The organism is Alloactinosynnema sp. L-07 (assembly GCF_900070365.1).
Taxonomy (GTDB): domain Bacteria; phylum Actinomycetota; class Actinomycetes; order Mycobacteriales; family Pseudonocardiaceae; genus Actinokineospora.
Genome location: NZ_LN850107.1, coordinates 7,177,980 through 7,196,032 on the forward strand (window position 1 = coordinate 7,177,980; position 18,053 = coordinate 7,196,032).

General features: G+C 69.8%; 19 protein-coding genes. 13 read left to right on the plus strand and 6 right to left on the minus strand.

The features are described from left to right. Nucleotides 1-29: 29 nt before the first annotated feature. Genes BN1701_RS32820 through BN1701_RS32830 form a run of 3 tightly spaced genes read left to right on the plus strand, consistent with a single transcriptional unit; the run spans nucleotide 30 to nucleotide 2,597 of the window. Complete coding sequence (locus tag BN1701_RS32820) at nucleotides 30-854, plus strand: helix-turn-helix transcriptional regulator (protein ID WP_054055275.1); 825 nt, start codon at nucleotides 30-32, stop codon at nucleotides 852-854. 6 nt (nucleotides 855-860) lie between these two features. Continuing rightward, nucleotides 861-1,136 carry a DUF397 domain-containing protein gene (locus tag BN1701_RS32825; protein ID WP_054055282.1) on the plus strand — a complete coding sequence of 92 codons (276 nt, stop codon included), beginning with the start codon at nucleotides 861-863 and terminating at the stop codon, nucleotides 1,134-1,136. A gap of 30 nt (nucleotides 1,137-1,166) precedes the next feature. Further along, the gene (locus BN1701_RS32830) at nucleotides 1,167-2,597 is read left to right on the plus strand and encodes an NAD(P)/FAD-dependent oxidoreductase (protein WP_197672164.1); all 1,431 of its coding nucleotides are present in this window, start codon (nucleotides 1,167-1,169) and stop codon (nucleotides 2,595-2,597) included. A 1-nt stretch (nucleotide 2,598) separates the two neighbouring features. Here BN1701_RS32830 and BN1701_RS32835 read toward each other — a convergent pair whose 3' ends face one another. From BN1701_RS32835 to BN1701_RS32850, 4 genes are all read right to left on the minus strand, one after another. After that, complete coding sequence (locus BN1701_RS32835) at nucleotides 2,599-3,174, minus strand: dihydrofolate reductase family protein (RefSeq protein WP_054055286.1); 576 nt, start codon at nucleotides 3,172-3,174, stop codon at nucleotides 2,599-2,601. Nucleotides 3,175-3,243: 69 nt separating this feature from the next. Further along, nucleotides 3,244-4,854 carry an adenylate/guanylate cyclase domain-containing protein gene (locus BN1701_RS32840; RefSeq protein WP_082860209.1) on the minus strand — a complete coding sequence of 537 codons (1,611 nt, stop codon included), beginning with the start codon at nucleotides 4,852-4,854 and terminating at the stop codon, nucleotides 3,244-3,246. After that, nucleotides 4,851-5,783 (minus strand): triacylglycerol lipase, encoded by a 933-nt coding sequence (locus tag BN1701_RS32845; protein WP_054055287.1) that lies wholly within the window; start codon nucleotides 5,781-5,783, stop codon nucleotides 4,851-4,853. Before BN1701_RS32845 ends, BN1701_RS32840 begins: the two co-directional genes overlap by 4 nt. Nucleotides 5,784-5,907: 124 nt before the next feature. Continuing rightward, a complete protein-coding gene (locus BN1701_RS32850) occupies nucleotides 5,908-6,894 on the minus strand; it encodes a YafY family protein (RefSeq protein WP_054055289.1) in 987 nt (328 codons plus the stop codon). 61 nt (nucleotides 6,895-6,955) lie between these two features. Between BN1701_RS32850 and BN1701_RS32855 the strand changes: the two genes are divergently transcribed. Beyond that, nucleotides 6,956-7,417 (plus strand): hypothetical protein, encoded by a 462-nt coding sequence (locus tag BN1701_RS32855; RefSeq protein WP_231949784.1) that lies wholly within the window; start codon nucleotides 6,956-6,958, stop codon nucleotides 7,415-7,417. A 219-nt stretch (nucleotides 7,418-7,636) separates the two neighbouring features. Next, the gene (locus tag BN1701_RS32860; protein ID WP_054055291.1) at nucleotides 7,637-8,815 is read left to right on the plus strand and encodes a winged helix DNA-binding domain-containing protein; all 1,179 of its coding nucleotides are present in this window, start codon (nucleotides 7,637-7,639) and stop codon (nucleotides 8,813-8,815) included. Nucleotides 8,816-8,978: 163 nt separating this feature from the next. Here BN1701_RS32860 and BN1701_RS36660 read toward each other — a convergent pair whose 3' ends face one another. Then, on the minus strand, nucleotides 8,979-9,134 hold the full coding sequence (locus BN1701_RS36660) for a hypothetical protein (protein ID WP_172803373.1): 156 nt from the start codon (nucleotides 9,132-9,134) through the stop codon (nucleotides 8,979-8,981). Nucleotides 9,135-9,222: 88 nt separating this feature from the next. On the opposite strand from BN1701_RS36660, the gene BN1701_RS32865 reads away from it, so the two are divergent. The 8 genes from BN1701_RS32865 to BN1701_RS32900 all read left to right on the plus strand — a co-directional run bounded on the left by BN1701_RS32865 (nucleotide 9,223) and on the right by BN1701_RS32900 (nucleotide 17,153). Beyond that, nucleotides 9,223-12,573, plus strand: coding sequence for a galactose oxidase-like domain-containing protein (locus BN1701_RS32865; RefSeq protein WP_157368346.1), 3,351 nt, complete (start codon nucleotides 9,223-9,225; stop codon nucleotides 12,571-12,573). Between the two features lie 5 nt (nucleotides 12,574-12,578). Further along, nucleotides 12,579-12,992: a hypothetical protein gene (locus BN1701_RS32870; protein ID WP_157368347.1), complete on the plus strand. Its 414-nt coding sequence runs from the start codon at nucleotides 12,579-12,581 to the stop codon at nucleotides 12,990-12,992. A 149-nt stretch (nucleotides 12,993-13,141) separates the two neighbouring features. Further along, nucleotides 13,142-13,384 carry a hypothetical protein gene (locus BN1701_RS32875; protein ID WP_157368348.1) on the plus strand — a complete coding sequence of 81 codons (243 nt, stop codon included), beginning with the start codon at nucleotides 13,142-13,144 and terminating at the stop codon, nucleotides 13,382-13,384. Nucleotides 13,385-13,581: 197 nt separating this feature from the next. Then, nucleotides 13,582-13,764 (plus strand): hypothetical protein, encoded by a 183-nt coding sequence (locus tag BN1701_RS36225; protein WP_157368349.1) that lies wholly within the window; start codon nucleotides 13,582-13,584, stop codon nucleotides 13,762-13,764. Beyond that, on the plus strand, nucleotides 13,761-15,515 hold the full coding sequence (locus BN1701_RS32885) for a CopD family protein (protein WP_054055300.1): 1,755 nt from the start codon (nucleotides 13,761-13,763) through the stop codon (nucleotides 15,513-15,515). Before BN1701_RS36225 ends, BN1701_RS32885 begins: the two co-directional genes overlap by 4 nt. After that, nucleotides 15,436-16,056 carry an L-threonylcarbamoyladenylate synthase gene (locus BN1701_RS32890; protein ID WP_054055302.1) on the plus strand — a complete coding sequence of 207 codons (621 nt, stop codon included), beginning with the start codon at nucleotides 15,436-15,438 and terminating at the stop codon, nucleotides 16,054-16,056. The genes BN1701_RS32885 and BN1701_RS32890 overlap by 80 nt, the downstream gene beginning before the upstream one ends. A 66-nt stretch (nucleotides 16,057-16,122) precedes the next feature. After that, on the plus strand, nucleotides 16,123-16,464 hold the full coding sequence (locus tag BN1701_RS32895; protein ID WP_054055304.1) for a hypothetical protein: 342 nt from the start codon (nucleotides 16,123-16,125) through the stop codon (nucleotides 16,462-16,464). A 29-nt stretch (nucleotides 16,465-16,493) separates the two neighbouring features. Then, nucleotides 16,494-17,153, plus strand: a complete 660-nt coding sequence (locus BN1701_RS32900; protein WP_082860210.1) for a maleylpyruvate isomerase family mycothiol-dependent enzyme — start codon at nucleotides 16,494-16,496, stop codon at nucleotides 17,151-17,153. Nucleotides 17,154-17,207: 54 nt separating this feature from the next. Here BN1701_RS32900 and BN1701_RS32905 read toward each other — a convergent pair whose 3' ends face one another. Further along, the gene (locus BN1701_RS32905) at nucleotides 17,208-18,053 is read right to left on the minus strand and encodes a helix-turn-helix transcriptional regulator (protein WP_054055307.1); all 846 of its coding nucleotides are present in this window, start codon (nucleotides 18,051-18,053) and stop codon (nucleotides 17,208-17,210) included.

The window sequence follows — 18,053 nt, forward strand, 5'->3', positions numbered from 1 at the left end:
CTCTTGACATGCACAGGAATTCAACGCGGATGCGCAGCATCGGAACCCAACTCAAGGACTTCCGCGACGAAGTGAACCTCACGATTCGTGAAGCTGAGCAACTGTCAGGGTTCTCCATGGCGAAGATAAGCCGCATAGAGAACGCCATCAGAGACATCACGGTGGAGGACGCCGCGATCCTCCTCGGCGTCTACGGAGTCAAGGGCCCTGCAAGGGAGCGGGTGCTGGAGTTGGTGCGCAACCTCGGCCAGCCCTGCTGGTGGGAAGCCCCAGCGGACTACTTCAACCAGCACGCGATCACGCTCAAGGACTGCGAAGCCGGTGCCAACTGGATCGTTGAGTCGGCCATGCTGCGCGTCCCCGGGCTGCTTCAGACCTCTGACTACACCCGCACGATCCTGTTGCGGGACGGGGTTCCCGCCGACACTGTGCAGATGCTCGTTGAGTTTCGACTCGCTCGGCAGGAGGTTCTTCACCGCAAGGTCAAGGCGCCTCACTTCTTGGCCGTCATCGACGAGGCAGTGTTCGCGCGGCCGACGGGGAGTCCGGCGTTGATGGTTGCCCAGATCAAACAGATCTGCGACCTCGCGGATCTCCCACACATCGACGTTCGCGTGGTGCCTTTCGAGGCAGGCCAGTATGTGGGGCTGGCGGGCAGCTACGTGATCCTGGGATCCCATGTCGCCAACCCGGTCGTCTTCCTGGAACATCCCCAGTCGTCGTTGTTTGTCCACGGCGACCAAGAAGTCGCGATCTTCCAGGAAGTCACGACTATGCTGAGGAGGGCGGCGCTCAGTTCAGCCGAATCGGTGAAGTTCCTGCGGCGTCTTGAGGACAAAATCGGCCGGGAGTGAAACGCTATGGATCTTGGTTACGGAGAGTGGCGCAAGTCCAGCCGGAGCAGCCAGGACGGCTGCGTCGAGGTTGCTTGGCGCAAGTCCAGCCGGAGTGGTCAGGAGGGCTGCGTCGAGGTTGCGTGGCACAAGTCCAGCCGTAGCGGTCAGGACGGCTGCGTCGAGGTCGCCCACGCACGCGGCAGGGTGGGAGTGCGCGACTCCAAGCACCCTGCCGGGGGTGTCATATCCTTGGCCCACTCGTCCTGGCGGCCCTTCGTGGACCTGCTGACTACTGGGTGAGGCTCCGGTTCGTAGGGTAGACAGGTGGGTGTGACCGAGCACCTGGACGTCGTGATCGTCGGCGCCGGGCTCTCCGGGATCGGGGCCGCGTACCGGCTGCGGACCGAGTGCCCCGGCAAGTCCTACGCGATCCTGGAGGCCCGCGCCGCGCTGGGCGGCACGTGGGACCTGTTTCGCTACCCCGGCGTGCGCTCCGACTCGGACATGTTCACCCTCGGCTACCCTTTCAAGCCATGGCGCGCGCCCAAGGCCATCGCCGACGGGCCATCGATCCTGAGCTACCTCCAGGAGACCGCCGCCGAGTTCGGCATCGACCGCGCCATCCGCTACGACACCAAGGTCGTCAGCGCCGACTGGTCCACCGAGGACGCCAGGTGGACGCTGACCCTCGACAACGGCAGCACCATCACCTGCGGATTCCTCTACAGCTGCACGGGCTACTACGACTACGACCATGGCCACGACCCCGGCTTCACCGGAGTCGACGGCTTCGCGGGCCAGGTCGTCCATCCGCAGTTCTGGCCGGAGGACCTCGACTACGCGGGCAAGCGCGTGGTGGTCATCGGCAGCGGCGCCACCGCCGTCACCTTGGTCCCGTCGATGGCCGAGACCGCCGCCCACGTCACCATGCTCCAGCGGTCGCCGACCTGGATCAGCCCTGTCCCCAGCCGGGACAAGATCGCCGACACGGTCCGCCGGTACCTGCCCGCCGGGATCGCCCACCGGGCCGTGCGACTCAAGAACGTCGCCTTCACCCTCGGCTTCTACCAGCTGTGCAGGCGACGCCCGGCGCTCGCGCGCAAGCTGCTCACGGGCCTGGCCAAGCGCACCCTGAAGGACGAGCGGCTGGTCGCCGAGCACTTCACCCCGACCTACGACCCGTGGGACCAGCGCCTCTGCGCGGTCCCCGACGCCGACCTGTTCGGCGCCCTGACCAGCGGCAAGGCGAGCGTCGTCACCGACCACATCGACACCTTCGTCCCCGAGGGCATCCGGTTGGCGAGCGGGACCGTGCTGCCCGCCGACGTCGTGGTCACCGCCACCGGCCTGCGCCTGCTGCCCTTCGGCGGAATCGCCCCCAGCGTCGACGGCGTGACCGTGCCACTGCACCACCAGTTCGTCTGGCGCGGCGCGATGATCACCGGCCTGCCGAACTTCGCCGTCTGCATCGGCTACACCAACGCCTCCTGGACCCTGCGCGCGGATCTGACGTCCCGGCTGGTCTGCAAGGTCCTGACCTGGATGGACCGCGACGGCCACACCGCCGTAGTCCCTCGCCCCGAGCGCCCGCTGAGCCCGCGTCCGCTGCTGGACCTGGCCTCCGGCTACGTGCGGCGCTCCATCGGCGAGTTCCCCCGCCAGGGCGACCACGCGCCATGGCGGGTCCGCCAGAACTACTTCATCGACGCCGCCACCACCCTGCGCACCGACCTCGCCCGGACCCTGCACCCGCTGCCGTGATTCACCGTGTGTAGGTGGCGATCAGCACTCCCGTCGAACTCGGCACCACGTCGCGCAACGTGAACGTGGTCGGCATAGTCCCGGCGCCGAACAGCCGCTTGCCCTTGCCGAGCACGATGGGAAAGATCCACGCGCTGATCTCGTCGACCAGGTCCCGGCGGAGCAGCGTCTGCGCGAGGTCGCCGCTGCCGTGCACCTGGATCTCCGGCCCCGGCTGCCGCTTCAGATCAGTGATCTTGCCTGCGACGTCTCCGCTGACCAGCACGGAGTTGTTCCAGTCGACCCGCGTCAACGTCCGCGAGGCAACGTACTTGCGCGCCGCGTTGAGTTCGTCGGCACACGGTTGGCCGGCGGCGTTGGGCCAGTGGCCCGCGAAGGCCTGGTAGGTCTTGCGGCCGAGGAGGAGGTCGAAGGGGGCGGCGAGGGCCTTGGCCATGATCTCGCCCATGCCCTCGTCCCAGAACGGCATGGACCAGCCGCCGTGGGCGAAACCGCCGGTCAGGTCCTCTGCCGAGCTGCCCGGGGCTTGCATGACGCCGTCGAGGGTGAGGAAAGTCGTGAGCGCGAGCTTCCGCATGGGAGTCCTTCCGCAGGGGGTGTCGTATCAACACGACGAACGGCTCCCAACGGAATCGACAGCGTGGATCTACGGCAGGCCGGGACCGGCCGGGACGAGCACTGTCGTGGCCTCCGTGCGACCCCGTAGCACCACCGACTCAGTCGCCCGCCACCGCGCCGATTCCTCCGCGTCGGCCGCATCGACCGCGCGGGCTGATGCGACAAGGTGGCCGGGGACCGACTTCGCCAGCTCCGTCAGCCTCGCCGCCTCGTTCACCGGATCACCGATCACCGTGTACTCGAAGCGTCGTTGGTCGCCGATATTGCCCGCCACAGCAGGGCCCGCGGCTACGCCTATGCCTGCCACGCATTCTGGGACCTCCAGCGGCAGGCGGGTGGCGATGGCTCTCGCGGCGGCCAGGGCGCGGCCGGCGTGGTCCGACAAGGGGACCGGCGCACCGAAGACGGCCAATGCCGCGTCCCCGACGAACTTGTTGACCAAGCCGCCGTGGGCGTCTATCTCGTCCACGACGACCGCGAAAAAGCGATTGAGCAAGTCCACCACCTCGGCGGGCGGGCGGGTGGCCGCCAGGGTGGTGGACCCGACCAGGTCGACGAAGATCACCGCGACGTCGCGGAGTTCTCCGTCGAAGTCGGCGCCGCGGACAACGGCGTCGTCGGCGACGGCGTGGCCGACGTGGCGGCCGAAGAGGTCGCGGATGCGTTCGCGTTCACGCAGGCCCGCGGCCATCCGGTTGAAGCCCGCCTGCAGCAGTCCCAGCTCGGTGCCGTCGTACACCGGGATCTCCACGTCCAGCCTGCCGCGCCGGACGCGGGACAGGCCGTCGCGGACCGAGCGGATCGGGGCGACGGTGGCGCGGGCGTTGAACACCATCACGAGCAGGCCGACGACCAGCGCGATCCCGCCGAGCACGATCACCGTCACCGCCAGCTGGCTGGTCGAAACGTTGTTGCGCACCAGCGCGACCACCGCGGCGGTCACCACCCCCACGACCGGCACCCCGGTGCCCAGCGACCAGAACAGCAGCATCCGCCCGAGCACACCCGCGCCGTGGACCCGCTCGATCGGCTCGTCGGCCATCGCGCGCGCAGTCACCGGGCGCAGGGAGAACTCGCTGAGCAGGTAGGCGATGGCGCACACCACGATCCCGGCGAGTCCGACGGTGAAGGCGACCGTCACCACCTGCGCGGGCTGTAAGACGGCGAACACCGCGCTGAACAGCACCGTCGCCAGACCCCACAGCGACGCCTGCACCCAGGTCAGCCGCAGCGCAACGCGCATCGTCGCCCGCCGGTCCGCCGCGGTGGGCGGGCGCCGGTCGATCGACCACCGCAGCACCCGCAGCGAGCGCCGGGTGCCCCAGATCCAGCCGACCAGCACCGCCGCCACGACGTAGGCGGGCATCCCGACCGCGGCCACGACCCGCGTGCGGTCGTCGTAGCCGAGGCCGGGGATCACCACCGTCTGCAGCACGACCACCACGGCCGCGCCGATGACGTTGGCCAGCACGAGGCTGACCGTCAGCAGGCCCTGCACCCGGATCCGCAGCGACCGCTGGTCCTGGTCGGCCCGGCCCAGCAGCGACGACCCGAACGGGGAGCGGTTCCTGCCCCCCGACGCCCGATTCGCCTCTCGATCATCTTGCGTATCGGTGCTTCCAGTCCGGGAGCGGGTCACACGACCGGCAGGACCGGCACGCACGGCACCGGGTTCGTGGTGCCGCCCAAGGTGTTCTTCACGATGGCGATCACCCGGTCCGAGTAGGGGAGCGCGAGGTGGTCGGACAGGTCGAGCAGGCAGGTGTCCTGCAGCGTGATGTTCTTGACCGTCGCGCCGGGGCCCGCGGTGAGGAACGTCGACTGGTACGGCGTGGTGACCTCGTCGAACTTGGTGGCGATCACCGTGTAGGCGACGCCGGGGACGGTGTCGCCGCCCGCGTTGAGCGCGGCCAGGAACTCCGAGCCCTTGGCCTGCTGCACGCCCGCGGTCCCGATGAGCGGGCCGCTCGCCCCGAGCAGGCGCAGCGCCTCGGCCAGGGTCGCGATGCCGCTCAGCGTGGTGCCGTGGTGGGTGGCGCCGAGGGTGACCAGGTTGCCGATCTTGCCCGCGCCGCCCTCGAACTTGAGGTACTGGCGCGGCATCATGCCGCCCTGCGAGTGCCCGACGACGTCCACTTGGGACGTTCCGGTCGCGGTCAGCACCTTGTCCACGAACCGCTTGAACTCCTTGGCCGACGTGCGGATGTCGCCGGTGCCCTTGACCGCGGGGTGCAGACCGAAGCCGTTGAGCTCGGTGTCGCCGTAGTCGAGGGCGAACACGCAGTACCCGGCGCGCTTGAGGGCGGGCGACATCTTCGCGAAGTTGTTGTAGCGGTTCTCCCAGGTGCCGTGGACGAGCACGACGGCGCGCGGGTGCGCCGCGGCAGGCTTGCACGTCCAGTCGTTGGCGCCCGGAGGGTCGACGTCCGGGTTGCCCTGCGAGTAGAGCAGCGCCGCCGCGAAGCCGGGCAACTCGGGGCCCTGGGCCGCGCCCGCCGTCGTGGTTGTCGTCAGCAGGAGCGCGACGACGGCGGCCGCGCCCAGGAGGAGTCGGCGTGGGATGGACATCGTTGGCCTCCGCTTGACCTTGCTGCCTGAGGTAGTGGGCGAGCGTATCGACGCAGGTCAGCACCGTCGAGCGGAGACAAAACGAGGCCGGGAAAGCGTGCACCGGGGGACGGATCGGACGGGCTCAGTTGTGCGTTTGTGAGTAAAGCGCCCCGATCGCGGCGGCGGTGTCGGCCATCCGGGTCCGCAGGTCGGCGGGCCCGAGCACCTCGACCTCGGCGCGTAGCCGCAGTAATTGGCCGACCGCGTGGTCGAGGGTCTCGATCGGGATCGTGGCGGTCCGCCAGCCCTCGGCGTCGGGCGGGGTGGCGGTCTCGTCGGCCGCGCGCGTGGCGGCCGGACCCAGGACGTCGCCGAGCATCTGGAAACCCTTGGGGGACAAACGGATCAAAGCCTCGCCTTGGTACACAGTGGACTCGTATTGACGCGACGACTCCGCCCAGGACGCGGCCAGGTCGAAGTCGGCCGGGCGGTCGAACCGCTCGCCCACCGACTCGACGGCGCGGATGCTGGCCACCCGGTAGGTTCGCCTCCCGTTGTCGGTGTCGGCCACGAGGTACCAGGTGCCCGCCTTGACCACCAGGCCCAGCGGCCGCAGCGTGCGCCGGACCTCCTTCGGGGTGGGCATCCAGCGGCGGTAGCTGACGTCGAGTTCGCGCTGGTCCCACAGGGCCTTGGCGACCTCGGCCAGGTGCGGGGTGTCCTCGGGGTCGCTGAACCAGCCGGGGACGTCGACGTGCACGCGTTCGCGGATGCGCGCGGCCCGTTCCCGCAGCTCAGCGGGCAGGGCGGCCATCAGCTTGAGTTCGGTGGCGGCCAGCGCGGCGCCCAGGCCCAGCTCGGCGGCCGGGCCGGGGATGCCCGCCAGGAACAGCGACTCGGCCTCGGTCGCGGTGAGGCCGGTGAGCTTGGTCCGGTAGCCGTCGAGGATCTGATAGCCGCCTGCCGGGCCGCTCTCGGCGTAGAGCGGCACCCCGGCGGCGGTCAGCGCGTCGATGTCGCGGTAGACAGTGCGCACGGATACCTCAAGGCGCTGCGCCAGCTCGCGCGCGGTCAGCCTGCCCCTGGTTTGCAGGAGCAGGAGGATCGACAGCAGTCGGCTCGCGCGCATGGCGGAAAACTAGCGCGTATCACTGACACAAGGTGGCAGTGATACCGGCGAGGCTGCCGCCATGACCATCAACGACTTCGACTTCCTCGTCGGCTCCTGGACCGTGGTGAACCGGCGGCTGACCAAGCCCCTCACGGGCGGCGACGAATGGGACGAGTTCCCGGCCACCTGCACCGCGCGGACCTTCTTCGACGGCGCGGGCAGCTTCGACGAGATCCACTTCCCGACCAAGGGCTTCTCGGGAAGCGCGCTGCGCAGCTTCGACCACGAGGCGGGGGAGTGGTTCATCTACTGGGTGAACAGCCGCACCGGCCACCTCCAGCCCCCGGTCTCCGGCGTCTTCACCGACGGCGTCGGCTCCATGTACGGCGACGACCAGCACGACGGCGATCCGGTGCGCGTGCGCTACCAGTGGTCGGAGATCACCTCGAACACCGCTCGCTGGGAGCAGGCGTTCTCGGTGGACGGAGAACGCACCTGGGAGACCAACTGGATCATGGAGTTCACCCGGGTCGACAACTGATCGAAAAAGTTTCCGATTCCTGCTAACGTCGCAGTGAGTTAGGCCGATAGGGCTAGCGACAGTCCCCGGTGGCACGCCCCCCGACCACCGGGGACTGTACCGCCTCCCCGAATTTCTGGGCTTGGTCACCGGTGTCGTAAAGGTGCGGATGGTGGGCGACCGTGGTCGCGTGCCCTCACGGTCCCTTGGGTGTCGGACTTGCGGCATACAGTCGGCGCCATGCGCCATGTGACTGATGCTGAGCGACGGGCGCGGCTGAGCCTGCGACACGGTCTGGCCGCGTCTTTGCCGTCTGGGGATCCGGCGGCCGTCGCGGACGCGATGCTCGCGTTGCACGCCACCGATCCGTGCACGGTGTACTTGTCCGTGCTCGCGCGGATGCCCGTCGAACCGGCGACGGTGAGCGCGTCGCTGTACGACGATCGGTCTGTCGTGCGGCTTCTCGGGATGCGGCGCACGGTGTTCGTGGTCGGGCGGGAGGTCGCGCCGATCGTGCAGGCCGCCTGCACGGTCGCGGTCGCGGCGGTCGAGCGGCGTCGGCTCATCCAGCACCTCGCCGAACTCACCCCGGTCACCAATCCAGGCCCGTGGCTGGCCGATGTCGAGGCGTCCGCCTTCGCGGCGCTGGTCGCGCGGGGCGAGGCGACCGCGGCCGAACTGGCCACCGACGAGCCGCGGCTGCGGACCGCGCTGGTCGTATCTTCCGGGAAGCCGTACGCGGCCAAACAGAACATCACCTCACGGGTCCTTGGCCTGCTCGCCGCCGACGGCAAGATCGTGCGGGGCAGGCCGCTGGGCTCGTGGGCGTCGACGCAGTACCGCTGGTCGCCGATGACGTCGTGGTTCCCCGACGGACTGCCGATCCTCGACGCCGCCGAGGCGCGGGCCGCGCTGGCGCGGCGGTGGCTGGCGGTGTTCGGGCCCGCGACGGTGGCGGACCTCAAATGGTGGGCCGGATGGACCCTCGGCGACACCCGCAAGGCGTTGGCCGAGGTCGGTGCGGTCGGGGTCGACCTGGACAGCGGGCCTGGGGTGATCCTGGCCGACGATCTGGAACCCGTGTCCGCCGCGCCGCCGCGAGCGGTGCTGCTGCCCGCGCTCGATCCGACGCCGATGGGGTGGACTGGTCGGGGGTGGTTCCTTGGCGATCATGGGGTCGCGCTGTTCGACCGGTCCGGGAACATCGGTCCGACCGTGTTCTGGGGCGGCCGGATCGTGGGCGGCTGGGCGCACCTTCCGTCAGGCGAGATAGCGGTGCGCCTGCTGGAGGACATCGGCGGCGAGGCCACCCGGGAGGTCGCGACGGAGGCCGAACGACTGGCGGGCCTGATCGGCGATGTCCGGGTGAAGTCCCGCTTCGCGACGCCGTTGGAGAAGGATCTCCTGGCTGCACACTGACCGCCGACTGCGGGTGCGGCACATCAAACCGGACGTGGGTTCGGCCCGTCACGTATGCGGGTCATCGACGATCCACGTGCGGGGGAAGAACTTCATCTTCGCCGACCATTTGGCCCAGCGCCTGACGGTCAAACTGTCCAAAGCGGAGCTACGGCTTGGGTCGTCACGGCTGGGTGCGCTCGAAATCCCGCCGCACTTCGTACTCCCTCGTTGCGCCCAAAGCGTTGGCCCGGTTGGCCGAACAGGGCGAATAGGCGGGCGGAAAGTCACCGCCCAGCGCCGTCCTTTGTTTCTGAATCAACGAATTCTCCTTGGTCACAACGCGAAACGTTGGTCGCCTGATCGCGATCTAACCGGCACGCCACCATCGCGGACGGCGCCTGCATCGTGAGATCCCGAGGACGGTCATGAGAGTGCTTCGCGCCCGCCGGGCGATTTTGGCGTCGCTTGCCGCCATCCTGTCGCTGGTCGTGGTGACCTTCGGCTTGCCCGTGCACGCTCAGCCCGGTGGGCCCGCGTTCGTGCAGAAGATCACCGCCCGCGTGTACGCCACCAGCAAGGCGGTGACGTTGCCCACGCCGATCACCGCGGGCAACCGCATCGTCGTGCAGGTCGGGATGTGGAGCGGGGCCCAGTCCACGGCCGCCCAGGTCAAGGACGCGGCGGGCAACACCTACACCAAGGTCCTCGCGTTCACCGCCTCCGAGCACACCGAGATGAGTGTCTGGACCGCGCCCATCACCAAGGGCGGGGGCACGAAGCCCGCGATCACCGTCACCGCGACCAGCGCGGCCGACATCGGTATCGCCGTGGCCGAGTACTCCGGGCTGTCCACCGCGGCGGGCCTGGCCGCGGTCGACGCGCAGGCGCAGGCCACCGGCATGTCCTCGGGTGTCGGCGTGGTCAACTCCGGCCCGACGCCCGCCACCACGGCCGCGGGTCTGGCTGTTGGGTTCTATGTGGACTCCGGGTTCGGCAAGACGCTGACGGCGGCGAACGGATTCACCGCGCGGGCTAACGTTTCGCCGAACTCGACCATGGAATTCGTCATGGAGGACAAGCTCGTCGGCGTCGGCGAGCAGCCCAACGCCGGGGTCGGGACCGGGGCGAACGTGCCGTGGCTCATGGCGACCGTCGTCTTCCGCGCCGCCTCGGGCGGTGGCGGCGGCCCGACCGCACCCAACGCGCCGACCGGTGTGGCGGCCCAGGCGGGCAACTCGTCGGCCACGGTCAACTGGACCGCGCCGTTCGACGGCGGCAGCCCCGTGACCTCCTACACCGTGACGCCGTACATCGGCGCGGCCGCGCAGCAGACCACCGTGATCAGCGGGTCGCCCCCCACGACCACCGCGCAGATCAACGGCCTCACCAACGGCACCGCCTACACCTTCAGGGTCACCGCGACCAACCTCATCGGCGCCGGCGCCGCCTCCGCACCGTCCACTTCGGTCACTCCGACCAGCTCGCCGCAGGGGCAGTGGGGCCAGACGATGAACTGGCCGTTCGTCGCGGTGCACATGATCGCCCTCAACAACGGCAAGTACCTGCTGTTCGACGGCTGGCACCAGCCAGAGCCGACCTACGTGTGGGACCCGGTCGCCAACACCTTCACCACGGTCATGGCGCCCGACAGCATCTTCTGCGCGGGCAACGCCCACCTGCCCGACGGCCGCGTGCTGACCGTCGGCGGCTACGGCGTGGTGTCGACCGGCGAGCTGGGCATCAAGGACACCGCGATCTTCGACCCGGCCAACAACACGTGGACCCGCATGGCCGACATGCACTACCCGCGTTGGTACCCGAGCCTCACCGAGCTGCCAGACGGCCGCTACCTCACCATCAGCGGCAACACCTCCGACGCCTACACCTGGGCCGAGCACCCCGAGGTGTACGACCCGGCGAACAACACCTGGACCGTGCTGAACGGCATCAACACCTCCACCATCCACGAGGAGGAGTACCCGTTCGCCTACGTCGCGCCCAACGGCAAGGTGTTCACCATGGGCCCGTCGGAGGACGTGCACTACTTCATGGACGTGGCCAACCAGACGCTGCAGCCGCTGGGTGCCAGCGGGGTGGTCAACGGATCGTCCACTATGTACCTGCCGGGCAAGGTCCTCTACAGCGGCGGTTCGGCCACGATCTCGCAGGGCACGCCCGCCCAGGCCACCACGGCCGTGATCGACCTGACCGCGCCGTCCCCGACCTGGCGGCAGACCGCGCCGATGAACAAGGCGCGCGACTTCCATACCCTCACGACGCTGGCCGACGGCAAGGTGCTCGCCGTGGGCGGCGCCCCGACCAGCGACCAGAGCCTGCTCAACACCAACATCCTGGCCGCGGAAATGTGGGACCCGGCCACCGAGGTGTGGACGACGGTCGGCTCGATGTCGGTGCCGCGCCAGTACCACCACACCGCACTGCTGATGGCAGACGGCCGCGTGCTCGTCGCGGGCGGCGGGCACTACAACAGCGCGACCGTGCCCGGTCAGGAGTCGGCGGAGATCTACTCGCCGCCGTACCTGTTCAACGGCGCCCGCCCGACCATCACCTCGGCGCCCGCGTCGACCGCCTACGGCAACACCATCTCGGTGGCCACGCCGGACGCGGGCTCGATCAGCGCGGTCAACCTGGTGTCGATGGGCGCGAACACCCACCAGAGCGACATGGACCAGCGGTTCGTCCCGCTGAACTTCACCGCGGGCGCGGGTTCGCTGAACGTGCAGATCCCGGCGTCCGCGGCGATGGCGCCGCCCGGTGACTACATGCTGTTCGTGGTCAACGGTAACGGCGTGCCGTCGGTGGCCAAGATCGTGCGCGTCCTGCCGACGATCACCGCGCCGTCGGCTCCGTCGGCGGTCACCGCGGTGGCGGGCAACGGCGTGGCGACGGTGAACTGGTCGGCTCCCGGCGACGGTGGCAGCCCGATCACCAGCTACACGGTCACCCCGTACATCGGTTCGACGGCGCAGGCTCCGGTCTCGGCCACGGGCACGTCGGTGCAGGTCACCGGCCTGACCAACGGCACGGCCTACACCTTCAAGGTGACCGCCACCAACGGGATCGGCACCAGCCCACAGTCGGCTCCGTCCAATGTGGTCACTCCGTCGGCGACCCCGCAGCCGGGCTTCGTTCAGCAGGTCGGCGGGCGCGGCCACGGCACGACCAGACAGGTGGTGACCCCGGCGGCGGTGGCGGTCGGCGACCGGATGGTCGTGCAGGTCGGCACCTGGAACACGGAGAACGCGCGGGCGACCGCGGTGACCGACTCGGCGGGCAACATCTACACCAAGCTGCTGAGCAACGTCGGCCCCGACGACACCGAACAGAGCGTCTGGACGGCCCCGATCACCGCGGGTGGCGGCACGCCGCTGACCATTACGGCGACGGTGTCGGGTACCGCTGACATCGGCGTCGCCGCGGTCGAGTACTCCGGGTTGTCGCTGGCCCCGGGCGCGGGATCGGTCGACCAGTCGGTCAAGCGGGCCAGCAACACCGCGGCGGCCAGCTCCGGGCCGACGGCGCCGACCACGGACGGCACCCAGCTGGCGGTCGGGTTCTACCTCGACTCCGGCTTCGGGCGCACGCTGGTGGCGGGAACCGGGTTCACCCAGCGGGTCAACGTCTCACCCGCCGGTGACATGGAGTTCGTGGTCGAGGACCAGATCGTGGGCCTCGGCGCCACCCCGAACGCCACCGTCGGCACCGCGGCGAACACGCCGTGGCTGATGGCGACCGTCGTGTTCAAACACGGATGACCGCCGTGCTGACCCGAACCTGGCCGAAGGTGGCGATCGGACTCGCGGTCGCCGCCGCCATCGGCGTCGAGGTCTTCGTCCTGAGCGGAGCGGGCGACGAGCCCGCCGACGCGGTCACCGGCTACTTCCAGGCCGCGATCGACGAGGACTGTCCGAAGGCGTTCGACCTGCTCGCCGACCCGATCCGGGGGAGTTACGGCAGTGTTGAGCGGCTGTGCGATCGCGCGCGGGCGGACACGATGGTGTCGTTCCAGGTCGGGGACACGGAGCTGACGGACGAGGGGGCGAAGGTGTTCGTCACCCTCGTCCGCCCGAACCTGACCTTGGTGGACGCGGTGACCCTGGTATCGGTGGAGGGCGCGTGGAAGATCGCGTCGTTCGAGGTGGTCTCCTCCGACCGCGGCCATGGCCAGCGCTGACCGCCAGCGCCCGGCTGGTCCCGGGGCTGGCTGTCCCGGGGCTGACCAGGGCCAGGTGACGCCCGGCCCGGTAGCTGGAGATGACGTGAGCTTGGCCGCAGGTGGCCGGGAGCCTCGGGGGCAGGCACAGGCCCGCTCGGGTGCGGATGATGCGTCTCCCGCTGCTGAGTTCGGCCTGGTCGCCGGCGACCATGAACGCCTGGGTCGAGGGGCGCCGCGGTCAGGCGCTGCGGAAGGGGCTGATCAGGCTGGTCTGGCCGCTGGCCGCGATGATCGTCGGGGTCGAGTGGCGCCCCGTTCGGGCATCCCGGATGGAGCTAGTTCCGCTGCTGAGGCTGGTTCGGCAGCAGGCCACGATGATCGCCGGGTCAAGGGGTGGCCCGCTCGGGTGACCTCGATCGGGACAGTCCGGTGAATGAGGTTGGTTTGGTGGCTGGCGACGATGATCGTCGGGGTCGAGTGGCGCCCCGTTCGGGCATCCCGGATGGGGTTAGTTCCGCTGCTGAGGTCGGTTTGGCAGCCGGTCACCATGATCGCCGGGGTCAAGGCGCGGTCCGCTCGGGTGACTTCGATCGGGTCAGTTCGGCGAATGAGGTTGGTTTGGTGGCTGGCGACGATGAGCATCGCGGTCGAGTGGTGGCCCGTTCGGGTGCCCCGGATGGGGCGTGGCCCGCTGATGGGGTCGGTTTGGCGGCTGGCCACGATGATCGCCGGGGTCAAGGCGCGGTCCGCTCGGGTGAACTCGATGGGGCCAGTCCGGCTGATCCGGTGAACCTTGTTGGTGGCCACGGCCACGGTGGCCACGGTGAGGCCAGTCCGGGAATCCTCGCGGGCGTTCGGCCGCTGCGGCCGCTGATCGGCGTCGGAGTTGTCGCGGCGGGGGCGCTCGCCGTGGCGCTGGCGCCGGGAAAGGTGCCGGTGCCGGGATTGCCCGACCCCGGCGCGGTGGTGCGCGCAGGCCTTCCCGTCGTCCGGACAGTCACCGAGATCGCCGCTGTTCTCGTTGTCGGAGCGCTGCTGGCGGCCGTCGTCCTGCGGCCCGACACGGGCGCTGCGCGGATCGCCGGGCGGGTCGCGGCGGTGTGGGGGCTGCTCGCGTTGGTGATGGTCGTCCTGACGGTGGCCGACTCGCTCGGGCAGCCGCTCGGCGGGGTTTTCGACGTCCTCGTGCCCTCCATCGGACGGCTGCCGGTGGCCGTCGCGTGGCTGGTGGTGGCGCATCTGGCCGGGCTGGTCTGGCTGGGTGTCCGGCTGACCCTGCCACCCGCCGCCCTGTTGACCGCCGCGCTCGTCGGCGTCGCCCCGGTCGCGCTGACCGGGCACTCGTCGGCGGGTGGCGACCACGACATTGCCAGTGACAGCCTGATGCTGCACGTGCTCGCGATGTCGGTCTGGGTCGGCGGACTCGCCGCGCTCCTGGTGTTGGCCCGACGTCCCGAGGGGCCGGTGCTGGCGAGGCGGTTCTCCGCTGTCGCGCTGGGTTGCTGGGTGGCGATCGTGGTCACCGGTGTCGTCAACGCCCTGCTTCGTGTGTCCATTGTAGACCTCGTGGCGACCCGCTACGGCTGGCTCCTGGTCGCCAAGGTCGCCGCGGTACTCGTCCTCGGCGCGTTCGGCTACGCGCATCGGCGACGTACTCTCGCCCGGCTCGACGCGGGCGCACCGGCGTCGCTCCTTCGACTCGGCGCGGTGGAACTGCTGCTCATGCTGCTGACCGTCGGCCTGGCCGTCGGCCTCGGCCGCACCGCGGGCCCGGTCGGCGAGCGGCGGCGGCTGTCGACCACCGAGGTGCTGATCGGCTACGACCTGCCCGACCCGCCCAGCCTGATCGGCTGGCGATTCGACTTGGTCTTCGCCACCGTCGCCGTGGTCGCCGCCGCCTGGTATCTGCTGCGCGTTCGCTCCGGGACTGGACGCACGGTGTCCTGGCTGGCCGGGTGCGCTCTGCTGCTCCTGGCCACCTGCACCGGCCTCGGCGAGTTCGAGCCCGCCGTCTTCAGCTCGCACGTGAGCCTCCAGGTGATCGTCGGCCTGGTCGTCCCGGCCCTGCTCGCCATCGGCTACCCCCTCGCGCTCGCGAACCCGGTGCCCGCGGCGCTCGCCGCGGGCGGTCTGCCGGTCCTGCTCTACGTCGTCGGCGCCTTCGACGAGGTCGCCGGGCAGCACTGGGCGCGGCTGGTCACGCTCGCGTGGTCGCTGGTCGCCGGGTTCGCTCTGCTGTGCTGTCGGGGTCGTGCGGTGTACGCCGTGGCGGGCGCGTGGGCGGTGACCGGCGGGGTCTTGCTGCTGCGGGAAACCGCGCTCGGGCGCGGCTTCTACGGCAAATTGGACGTCGACTGGACCCGCGACCTGATCGCAGACCAGCGCCTCGCGGGCTGGGTCGCGATCGGCGCGGCGGTCGCGTTGGCCCTGTTCGAGTGGCGATCACCGCTAGGCTCAGTCCGTGGCGAAGTACTTCGACGTGCATCCGGACAACCCGCAGCGCCGATCGATCCTCCAGGTCGTCGACCTGTTGCGCGGTGACGGACTGATCGCCTATCCGACCGACTCGTGCTACGCGCTCGGGTGCAGGCTGGGGAACAAGGACGGCATCGATCGGATCCGTGAGATCCGGCAACTCGACGACCGGCACCATTTCACGTTGGTGTGTCAGGACTTCTCGCAGCTGGGCCAGTTCGTGCACGTGGACAACACGGTGTTCCGCGCGATCAAGGCGTCGACGCCGGGCAGCTACACGTTCATCCTCCCGGCCACCAAGGAAGTCCCGCGCAGGCTGCTGCACGCGAAGAAGAAGACGGTCGGCGCGCGCATCCCCGACCACGTGGTCACCCAGGCCATCCTCGCCGAACTGGGCGAGCCGCTGCTGTCGAGCACCCTGCTGCTGCCCGACCAGCCCGAACCGATGACCCAGGGCTGGGAGATCAAGGAACGACTCGACCACGTCGTCGACGCGGTGATCGACTCCGGCGAGTGCGGCACCGTGCCGACCTCGGTCATCGACTTCTCCGAGGGCGAACCAGAGATCATCCGACGCGGCGCGGGGGATGTCAGCCGGTTCGAGTAATCGAACACGCGTTCGAATGGCGTGGTAGTATCTGTGGTGGGGAACAGATGCGGGGGAGCGCTGACGATGATCAAGGTCTATCACCCATGGCCGGTCCCGGTGCGGGCGCTGTGTTACTCGGAACCGGCCGCGCCCGCCGAGATGCAGGCATGGGTCCACGCGTTACGGGAGCGCGGCCTGGTGGACGCGGATGTGCGGTTCGCGGTCCGACGGGCCGCGACCGAGGTGCCAGGGGAGCCGAACACAGTGCCTGCGGGGGTGCTGGGCGCGGGCGTGCTGCCGGTCGGGGTGCTGATGGCCGGTGGGCAGACCTGTGAGGTGTCGCCGTCGGACTTTCTCGTCCACGGCCAGGGCGGATTGGAGGTGGTCGAGCGGATGGCGTTCATGCGCCGCTACCGCGAGCCGTGAGGCCCGGCATACCTGACAAACTCGCGGGTATGACTCTTGCGCCTGAGGTGTACGGCAAGCTGCTGCTGACCGAGCGGGACGCCCTGCTGCCGATCCTGCGCCGGACGCCGGAGGCGGCGTTCGACCTGCCCACCGTGTGCGACCTGTGGTCGGTGCGCGACGTGATCGCGCACTGTGTCGCCGCGCTGACGCGGGTGGCGACGGGGAATCTCCACGGGTTCACGCCCGAGGACAACCAGGCCGATGTGGAGGCCAAGCGGGGGCTGTCGGTGTCGGAATTGCTCGCGGAGCTGGAGAAGGCCTACGACCTCGGCGCGGCCAGCCCCGAGATCTATCGCGTGGCGCTGGGCGAATGGATCCACGGCGGCGACATCCGCGAGGCCTTGGGCGAGCCGGGGGCCTACGCGTCGGACGGGGTCGACGACGCGTTGGACATCCTGGTCGAGCGCAGCGTTCGGCGGGAGGCCCCGCCGACCGACGTCCGGCTGACCGGCGTCGGCGAAACGTCGCCCGACGGGTCGTCGGCCGGTACGCGCTCGCTGAGGCTGGGTGACCCGGATGCGATGCACGCCGCTGAGTTGGTGACCGACGTCGAGGGGCTCTTCCGGATCGTGGCGAACCGGCGGCCGGAGCTGGCTGTGGCCGAGCTGACCGGGGTCACCGTGCGGGAACTGCGGATGTTCTCCTGAAGCCAGAGAGGGGGTCCGGCACGAGTTCACGCGCCGGACCCGTCTTCACCGCGTTCACGCCTGCTGCTCTGAGTGCGTTCCTGAAGGCTCCGCGGTCCAGCTCGCCAGCAGCTTGAGGCGTTCCTCGGTCGGCGAGCCTGCGCGGGCGGTGTACATGGCCAGGACGACGTCCGGGTCGCCGGTGGGTCGCAGGGTCTCGTAGTCCAGGTCCAGGTCGCCCACCACCGGGTGGTGGATGAGCTTGGTGCCGTGGGTCTTCTCCAGAACCTTGTGCTGCGCCCACAGGCCGCGGAACGTCTCGTCCTTCACCGACAGCTCCCCCACCAGTGCGGCGAGCCTGGCGTCGTCCGGGTATCGGCCCGCGTCCAGCCTGAGGAACGCCACCATGTCCTCGGCGACGGCGGGCCAGTCGCGGTAGAACGTGCGGCCTTCCGGGCGCAGGAACGTGTGCCTGGCGGCGTTGCGGTCCTGCGGTTCCTGGCCGCTGAAGCCGTAGAGGGCGTCGGCCAGTGGGTTCCACGCCAGGATGTCGGCTCGGCGGCCCATCACGAACGCGGGCACGTTGTCGGCCATGGCGAGCAGCCGCAGCAAGCCCGGCCGGACGCGTTGCGGCGCGGGGCGTTTCACTGGGGTCGGGCGGACGAGGTTGCGCAGGTGGGCGCGTTCGGTCTCGTCCAGGCGGAGTACGCGGGCGACGGCGTTGAGGACGGAGTCGGAGATCGCGGGAGTCCGGCCCTGTTCGAGGCGCATGTAGTAGTCCACGCTCACGCCGGCCAGCAGTGCCAACTCCTCGCGGCGCAGGCCCGGCACGCGGCGGCGGCCACCACCGGGCAGGCCCACGTCGTCCGGGCGCACGCGAGCCCGACGGCTGCGGAGGAATTCGCCGAGGTCGTGGTTCAC

Bases quoted from the DNA above. Each gene is read 5' to 3' on its own strand.
- BN1701_RS32820 (WP_054055275.1), top strand. From the start codon at position 30: ATGCGCAGCATCGGAACCCAACTCAAGGACTTCCGCGACGAAGTGAAC.
- BN1701_RS32825 (WP_054055282.1), top strand. From the start codon at position 861: ATGGATCTTGGTTACGGAGAGTGGCGCAAGTCCAGCCGGAGCAGCCAG.
- BN1701_RS32835 (WP_054055286.1), bottom strand. From the start codon at position 3,174: ATGCGGAAGCTCGCGCTCACGACTTTCCTCACCCTCGACGGCGTCATG.
- BN1701_RS32845 (WP_054055287.1), bottom strand. From the start codon at position 5,783: ATGTCCATCCCACGCCGACTCCTCCTGGGCGCGGCCGCCGTCGTCGCG.
- BN1701_RS32850 (WP_054055289.1), bottom strand. From the start codon at position 6,894: ATGCGCGCGAGCCGACTGCTGTCGATCCTCCTGCTCCTGCAAACCAGG.
- BN1701_RS32855 (WP_231949784.1), top strand. From the start codon at position 6,956: ATGACCATCAACGACTTCGACTTCCTCGTCGGCTCCTGGACCGTGGTG.
- BN1701_RS32860 (WP_054055291.1), top strand. From the start codon at position 7,637: ATGCGCCATGTGACTGATGCTGAGCGACGGGCGCGGCTGAGCCTGCGA.
- BN1701_RS32865 (WP_157368346.1), top strand. From the start codon at position 9,223: ATGAGAGTGCTTCGCGCCCGCCGGGCGATTTTGGCGTCGCTTGCCGCC.
- BN1701_RS32875 (WP_157368348.1), top strand. From the start codon at position 13,142: ATGCGTCTCCCGCTGCTGAGTTCGGCCTGGTCGCCGGCGACCATGAAC.
- BN1701_RS36225 (WP_157368349.1), top strand. From the start codon at position 13,582: ATGAGGTTGGTTTGGTGGCTGGCGACGATGAGCATCGCGGTCGAGTGG.
- BN1701_RS32895 (WP_054055304.1), top strand. From the start codon at position 16,123: ATGATCAAGGTCTATCACCCATGGCCGGTCCCGGTGCGGGCGCTGTGT.
- BN1701_RS32900 (WP_082860210.1), top strand. From the start codon at position 16,494: ATGACTCTTGCGCCTGAGGTGTACGGCAAGCTGCTGCTGACCGAGCGG.